Source organism: Fulvimarina thalattae (assembly GCF_040239565.1).
Lineage (GTDB): Bacteria > Pseudomonadota > Alphaproteobacteria > Rhizobiales > Rhizobiaceae > Fulvimarina.
Genome location: NZ_JBEHWS010000038.1, coordinates 1 through 7085 on the forward strand (window position 1 = coordinate 1; position 7085 = coordinate 7085).

A 7085-nucleotide genomic window follows, 5' to 3' on the forward strand; every position below is an offset into this window, starting at 1 on the left:
CCTGGAAATCGATCACACAGGATCAGCTCTCAGCCGAAAACCCCATAGTCCCGTTCCAGCATCCCGCAGGTTCGTTCTTCGCGGACTTTCGTACGCCTCGCGGCGCCCGAAACTCTTCAAGTGTTTCGGTCATACAGGTTAAATGCGGCGGCGCCTGAAAGCGGACATAGTCACTCTGAAATTCTCACGACTTCGAAATAATTCAATTCGTTCCGAGCGCGCCATTCCGGTCCCAAACCACGAACGTTCGGTTCGTAGGGCCGAGTTCCAAGAACCGCAGATTGCTGCGCGTCCCTGCTGCAAATGATCCGCACACTCTTTCCCCCGACAATGATGGTTCTGAGTAGCGTCCGCGGGTAGGCCTTTCGCGTTGGCGTCTGGAAAACTCAGGGGCGGTTCATGCGAGAGTTTCTACTCTAAGAACAATGTTCCACCCATTTTGAGAGTCAAACCGATGGTCGACGTTGAAAGAGGCATGCCAGGCTACGCGGTCACAGCGTTCCCAATTCCCAATGAATTGGAAGGCACTGACGGCTGGTCTCATGAACAATGGCAGAGTGAGTTTGATTGGACGGGAACTAACCTGCGAACCTTCTTCGCCTCGCGTGACCCGCTCGTCGTCCTGGCGAGGACCGCTGTTCACTTTCTAATAGCACGCGGTAGAGCCAAGAAAGACCTCGCCTCCGAGGTGCGCTCGCTCGATCAGGTTGAGGTGGAGATAGCTCAAGCTTTCGTCCTGATGACGCCATCTCCTCTGAAAACCGCACCAACATCGCCCGGCAACTTCGTTCGCTATTGGGCTCTGATGGGTCGACACATCCACGGTTTTATTCGTAAGCAGCCAAAAACGTCGGACGAGTTTGACCTCACGGAGGCGGTTCGTCGCAAAGCTAGGCTCCATACGCTTTACTACCGCAATCTCTTCACCAAGGCTGACTGCGACAAGACCCTTACAGGACTGCTAGAGCGGTTTGAACGCCAGTCCGAGACATTCCTTGGGTTTCGTCTTTCGGTACTGTTTCGATCAATGGTTCAGTTATCGGAGTTGATCGAGCAGCGCTTCAATATTTTCGCCGGCAACATAAATGACCTGATGCATTCGCCGGACCGCAAGAAGGTTCTGGCTGCAATCGCTTTTTTCACGGCCAGCTACCCTTCGGCCGCGCGCGCTTGGCGATATGGCAAAAACAGACACAAGAACCTTGAGGAGCTCCGCAACGCCGGGTTTCAAATGTCGGAGCTTGCATGGCCTTGGGTATTCTCGCTTGATAGACCGACACTAGAACAGCACTTCGACTCCAAGATCGTTGATGTGCTGTATCGTCTGTCACTTGCACCAGGGGATTTGAAGGATCAGAACCCCGATCACATCTATCTGAATAACCCAATCTGGCGAAGACCCTACCTCCGGCTTGATAACGGCAATCTCTTTGTCGCCTTGCCGCATCTGATCTTCTCCTTCCCATTCGCAATCATGGAAGGCGTAATGGAGGGGCATAAGGCTCTGGAAAGGGCGTATGAAGATGCGCGCGCGGATTATCTTGAAGAGGCTGTCGTGGATCTTTTGACTAAGGCGATGCCTTCGGCCACGATCTATCGTGGCGTCGTTTGGGATGATCCGATCACAGGCAAGACCTGGGAGAATGACGTCGTCGCTCTGTTGGGAAACTTTGTCTTTGTTCTCGAGGCCAAGTCCGGACAAATCAAGGACGCTGCGCGACGTGGCGGCGACCTAAGCCTGATCAAAAACTTCAAAGAGCTTTTCGTCGAACCCGGCCAGCAAGGCTGGCGTCTACAGAACTATCTCGACACGCAGCGGCAAAATGCAGTGCTGCGCTTGAAATCCGACGGCAGCCTGCTCGACTTCAAGCTCGATCGTCCAAAGGTCGTATATCGATACAGCGTGTGCTTTGAGCATTTCGCAAGCCTGACCAGCGCCCGCTACTACCTTAAGGAACTTGGCCTCATCAAAAACGCGACGGCTTGGGCTCCGGTGCTTTCCTTGGGCGAGCTGCAAATGATCCAGAGATTTCTTGATACGGAAATTTCCTTCCAACACTATCTGACGCGTCGAAGCACCGTAGATGAGCTGATCGATTTCGAAGGCGACGAACAGGACATCTTGTCCCTCTACCTGACCAATGGCCTTTGCCTCGATCCGGCTGCGCTGGAAGGCCAGAAGGTCGTGTTCTTAGAGTCCGATGCAATTGTCCGTGTTCCGAAGGCGCCTCGAACCAACCGCCGAATACCTGAAGTTCTCGGTGTGCAGCTCTCACCCATGTGGACGGAGATTGTTAAGGAGCTGTACCTCGATACAAACCAACGTCATCGTTTCGATATTGTAAACACCGTTCTCAACCAGCTTCCGCCCGCGCTGTTCGACTTTGAGAGGAGGGTACGGCGGTTCCGGCGCGGAGTGCCGTTAGAGGACAATGGCGATACCGTCATCACCCGATTTGCTGTTGGCCGACGTTTGTTTGTCGTCGCATGCCATTTTGCCAAAGTGGCGCCTGAACCCGATGAGTGGCAGGAATTCGGGCGGCATATTGTGGGTATGTTCGTCGACCATGACCAAGTGGTGGAATGCGCCACCTTCTTCTTCAAGCGCCGATCTAAGGAGCGCACCTTCGATGGGGTCAGCTTCTACCGCTACGGCTTTGGGCCGAAACCCTACGACTTGGCGGACGCACTCTCATCTTAGTTTGACGCACGGAGTTCCTGCCACCAAGCAACGGCATGCATATCGATCGATGTGGCGGTGCATCCTTTACGTTGCCGAATGCCTGGGTTTTGATAAGCGATATAAACGCATACCGATCGCAGTTGCGGAGGTGGTCTCCACCGATGTCCGCTCTGGTTGGCGTGACGCTCGATAGCCGTCCGTCCCCTTCCGGCCCATCGATCATCGCGAAAGACCGTCGATTTTCCTCTTTCGGCCATTCCGGCCGACGGAGAACGACAATGGGATATTCGGAGTATGATCCGGCGGGCAAGGCCCGTCGAGCTTGGAACGCTGGGCGAACGGTTGGCGCGAAACGGGCCCTGAAGCCTCAGCAGGTCTGGGCGATCCGCTTCTGGCTCGATCGCGAAGGACGGATCCGCGACCGAGCGCTGTTCGATCTTGCGATCGACAGTAAGCTTCGCGGCTGTGATGTCGTGAAGGTGAAGATCGGCGATCTGACGTCCGGTGGCCGGATCCGAACGCGAGCGATCGTCGTTCAGCAAAAGACGAAGCGGCCGGTACAGTTCGAACTGCTCGAACCTGCGCGGTCGAGCCTTCTTGTTTGGCTGGAACTTCGAGGCGGGACGATTGACGACTACGCATTTCCGAGCCGGATCGATCGGACGGATCACCTTAGCACCCGGCAGTATGCCCGTTTGGTCGACGAGTGGGTGACCGCGATCGGGCTCCGGCAAGAGGACTACGGAACGCATTCGCTTCGCCGGACGAAGGCGTCGATCATCTACAAGGCGACCGGCAATCTGCGCGCCGTTCAGATCCTCCTCGGCCATACCAGGATCGAGAGCACCGTTCGCTATCTCGGTGTCGACGTCGAGGATGCTCTGACCCTCGCCGAGAGGACGGAGGTGTAGGATCGATCGTCACGAGGGTAGGACGGCTGCTGCGGGGGTATCGTAGCGGCCGTTCCGATCAGTAAATCAGGGAGTACTGTGCGATTCAGGCCTCAGCTATCGTTCGCGAATGGGGAGACCCTGCCGTTACACTCCCAATCGATGCATTGCGCCGAACACAGACTGTTCCAGAAGCCGCCGTTGATCCGGCGAAGTGTTGGGCTGCGGCCCGAATATTTGAAACCAGGCGTTTTTCAAACCGAATGATCAGTTTCGCGTGTCACCCGGAGATCGCAGAGGAACGCGTTGACCGACCTCTATGCTTTCATCCGATGTCGGATCGGCAGTCCGTCGATAGATCGCCTCGAATTCCTCCGATGCGACACGGGCGAGCGCAACTTTCACCGAGAGATGCGCCCGGTCGGTGTCAAGTGGCGTAAGGCTGATCCGGGTGGTCCAAGGGCCAGAGATCGTTATGGCGCTAGCACGCAATGTTTCTTTGCCAAGTTCGGTAGCCGAGAGGGGCAGGTCAGCGAAGTCGCGTCCATTTGCGAGTTTGTCGAGGAGCGAAGCGAGGTTTCGGCTCGGGCATCTCGGTCTGAACTCGTTGTGCGGCGGTTGGCGAATGCAGTGGGGTGCGTGCGAGCGGAGGCGGAGACCGGCAGCGATCGTTCCGGTCGTCTTTCAACGACGACCCTAACGGTCGGAAGGGTGCCGTGCCGAACTTCGCTGTCATCGAGGATCCAAATCCCGACGAAGCGTTCAGGTGCGAGTTGAGCGCGTGGCTCGCTGACCCCCATCAGCACCACGAAAAGGCAAAGGAGGACCGCAGGGTGTCTGAATACCGCCTTGGCGAGGATCGGGCGTACTGACAACGGACCTCGGCTCATGCACGATCGCTTATGGAGGAAACGCATCGTCTTTTTTCCCGTTACCTAAAAGGAGTCCCGCGATCACTTGCGGCGATTGCCCCCTCGGCTCGGCTGTCTCGTAGCGCGGATAACTGAGATGGAGTGGGCGGCGATCAGAATTGCGGGAAGGGTTCACGCCTCCCGCGCCTCTCCGACAGCATTGGGGAGCTGCACCTTCGGCACCTCGCTCACGGCTGCCATCTCGCCGCGATCGAGTTCGAACATCGGGCGGGTGGTGAAGCCTGCGATCGAGGCGACAACGTTGGAGGGGATGGAGAGGACGCGCGTGTTGTAGGCCATGACATTGCCGTTGAAGATCCGCCTCGCGGCCGCGATCTGGTCCTCGGTTTTCTCCAGCTGGCTCTGCATCTCGCGAATGTTCGCCGTCGCCGTGATCTCGGGGTTGTCTTCGGAATAGGCGACGAAGGTGCGGATGCTGGCCGACAGCGCGGCCTCGGCTGTCGAGACCTCCGCCGGATTGCCCCGGTTCATCGCGGACATCGCATCGCGTCTGGCATTCGTGATCTGGCTGACGATCGACCGCTCGTGCGTCATCGCGCTGCCGACGGACGAGACGAGATTGGGGACGAGATCGTGCCGGCGTTTGAGCTGGACGGTGATGCCGGACCAGCCTTCGTCCACCCGCTGCGCGGATGCGACCAGCCCATTGTAGAAAAGGACATATCCGCCCACGAGAAGGGCGATCAGGACGATGACGGCAAGGAGGATGCTACCCATTCCGGGGCCTCTCGTTCGGGATGGCGGGACTAATCGATGTATCGCTTGAGGGCGGTCGCGGCCTCGGCGAATTCGCTGACGAGTTTGGCGAGCTCGCGAGCGGCGACATGCGGATCTTTCGCCACATAGCGGTTTGTGTGTCCCGCCATGAAGAGGACGTCGTCCTCGAGCATGACGCGCACTCCATAGGCATCGAAGAGGGCCACGAAACTCTCCTGAACGACGGGGGTGAGAAACCGGCGCAAGTCGGCGGCGTCGCCGCGGTCGCGGTGAACCCTGAAGCGGCGGTTGAAGGCATCCGACTCCAGATCCTCGTCGATCGTGCCGACGGTCGTCAAATCCTCGGGCAGAAGCACGATCCGGACGCCTGTCCGGCGATCGAGCCGGAATGCCGTGTAGATCGTGTTGCCCACGGCCTGTCCGCCGCCAACGCTCCCGGCCTCGAGTTTGTCTCGCGGTGCGAACAGGGCCGGCGACTGCCAGAGCAACATCCAGAAGGGAATGTTCTCCCTCGTGCGCCCCCAGAATTCGTTTCCGTCGAAAAGTGCGGTCAGCAGGTCTCCGCCATATTCGACGAATTCGGGGACGGCGGACTGAATCGCGGTCACGCGCGGCGGGATGGGCTTCTGTTTGCCGGTGCTCGTTTTCGACACCCAGATCGGCTGTGCCCGAAATCGCCAACCCAGAAGCTTTGCCGCCATCTCTTGCCGCCACCGGGCTTTGCTACGGGCGTTGTTGAGGATCATCATTGCGCCCATCACGACCGTCGACGCGAGAACGCCAACGAGGGCGAGCGGGCTCACGCCGTCGAGATTGTAGTCGTTGTCCTTGGTGGCGAATATGAAGTAGCCCGAGACGAGGATCGAAACGAACGTCACCGAAAAGAGCCAGGTCGGAACGTTGAAACCGAAGGGCTGCGGTCCCGGATTGGGTGCAGGAATCCGAAGTTCGCCCTCGAACGGATCCCACACCATTTCGAGGGAACGTCTTGATACGGCGCGAGCAGCCCCGTGTTCCTTCTTTTCAATCGAAACGGTCATTCCACGTAGCGCCGCATCGCGCTTGCGGCTTTTGCGAAATCCTCGATGATCGCGCCGAGCTGTTCGGCCCCGCGCTCGGGGTCCTTTTCGAGCCAGAGGCTGTTGCCGGCGGCGGTGAAGAGGACATCGTCGTCGATGATGAAGCTCGGCCCGGAATAGCGCTCGTCGAGATCGACCATCGCCATTTGCGTCGCGGGGCTGAGGGCGCGCAGGAGATCGGCCCGCTCGCCGCGCTGCAGTTCCACTCGAAAGACCCGGCTGAAGACCTCGGATTCCGTTTCGAGATTCGGTGTCGTCCGGTCGGCGAAGAGGCTCTCCTGCGCGATGCGGGCGCAGATGCCCGTTGCCCGGCCGATCGGATAGCCGATCGTGGTGATCGCGCTCGTGCCGGACGCGTTTTTCTTTGCCGCGGCCTCGTCCTTCCGCAGGTATTTGACGAGGGACGGCGTCATCTGGCCACCGGCCACGAGACCCGGCCAGAAGGGCAGGCCGTCGTCGCCCGCGCGGCCCCAGTAATGGTGCATGATCATCAGGATCATGTCTCCCCCGCGCCGTTTGGGCAAAAGGCCGCCGACGCGTTCGCGCAGCCGCAGAAGCCCCGGATGGGGTGGCTTGGGGTTGCGATGGAGCCAGCCCATCGTCCGCGCGATCCGGCCGCCGTCGATCTGGACACTCGATCGGGCGAAAAGAGCGAAGAGGACTGACCTGCCACTGAATCTTCATCCAACAGCGATTAGAGTCTCGTCCGTTTCAGATACGCCGTTGGGCGCTGGTTGAGCAACCGGCGTAGGTGCGGAGCCATCCGATAGCGGAGCGCCGGAGC

Annotated in this window: 5 protein-coding genes; 2 read left to right on the forward strand and 3 right to left on the reverse strand. The window is 58.9% G+C overall.

Annotation, left to right across the window (positions count from 1 at the left end):
- Positions 1-454 precede the first annotated feature (454 nt).
- Together ABRA89_RS19890 and ABRA89_RS19895 are read left to right on the forward strand one after the other, a co-directional pair.
- Positions 455-2701, forward strand: coding sequence for a hypothetical protein (locus ABRA89_RS19890; protein WP_349943253.1), 2247 nt, complete (start codon positions 455-457; stop codon positions 2699-2701).
- A 260-nt stretch (positions 2702-2961) separates the two neighbouring features.
- A complete protein-coding gene (locus tag ABRA89_RS19895; RefSeq protein WP_349943254.1) occupies positions 2962-3594 on the forward strand; it encodes a tyrosine-type recombinase/integrase in 633 nt (210 codons plus the stop codon).
- A 1022-nt stretch (positions 3595-4616) separates the two neighbouring features.
- Here the strand turns inward: ABRA89_RS19895 and ABRA89_RS19900 are convergent.
- The 3 genes from ABRA89_RS19900 to ABRA89_RS19910 are packed head-to-tail and all read right to left on the reverse strand — an operon-like array spanning position 4617 to position 6900.
- Complete coding sequence (locus tag ABRA89_RS19900) at positions 4617-5222, reverse strand: LemA family protein (RefSeq protein ID WP_349943255.1); 606 nt, start codon at positions 5220-5222, stop codon at positions 4617-4619.
- A 29-nt stretch (positions 5223-5251) separates the two neighbouring features.
- Positions 5252-6262, reverse strand: coding sequence for a hypothetical protein (locus tag ABRA89_RS19905; protein ID WP_349943256.1), 1011 nt, complete (start codon positions 6260-6262; stop codon positions 5252-5254).
- Positions 6259-6900 (reverse strand): hypothetical protein, encoded by a 642-nt coding sequence (locus ABRA89_RS19910; protein ID WP_349943257.1) that lies wholly within the window; start codon positions 6898-6900, stop codon positions 6259-6261. Before ABRA89_RS19910 ends, ABRA89_RS19905 begins: the two co-directional genes overlap by 4 nt.
- Between the last annotated feature and the right edge of the window lie 185 nt (positions 6901-7085).

Excerpts from the sequence above, each read along its gene's own strand:
- ABRA89_RS19890 (WP_349943253.1), top strand. The coding sequence starts at position 455 with ATGGTCGACGTTGAAAGAGGCATGCCAGGCTACGCGGTCACAGCGTTC.
- ABRA89_RS19895 (WP_349943254.1), top strand. The coding sequence starts at position 2,962 with ATGGGATATTCGGAGTATGATCCGGCGGGCAAGGCCCGTCGAGCTTGG.
- ABRA89_RS19900 (WP_349943255.1), bottom strand. The coding sequence starts at position 5,222 with ATGGGTAGCATCCTCCTTGCCGTCATCGTCCTGATCGCCCTTCTCGTG.
- ABRA89_RS19905 (WP_349943256.1), bottom strand. The coding sequence starts at position 6,262 with ATGACCGTTTCGATTGAAAAGAAGGAACACGGGGCTGCTCGCGCCGTA.
- ABRA89_RS19910 (WP_349943257.1), bottom strand. The coding sequence starts at position 6,900 with ATGGGCTGGCTCCATCGCAACCCCAAGCCACCCCATCCGGGGCTTCTG.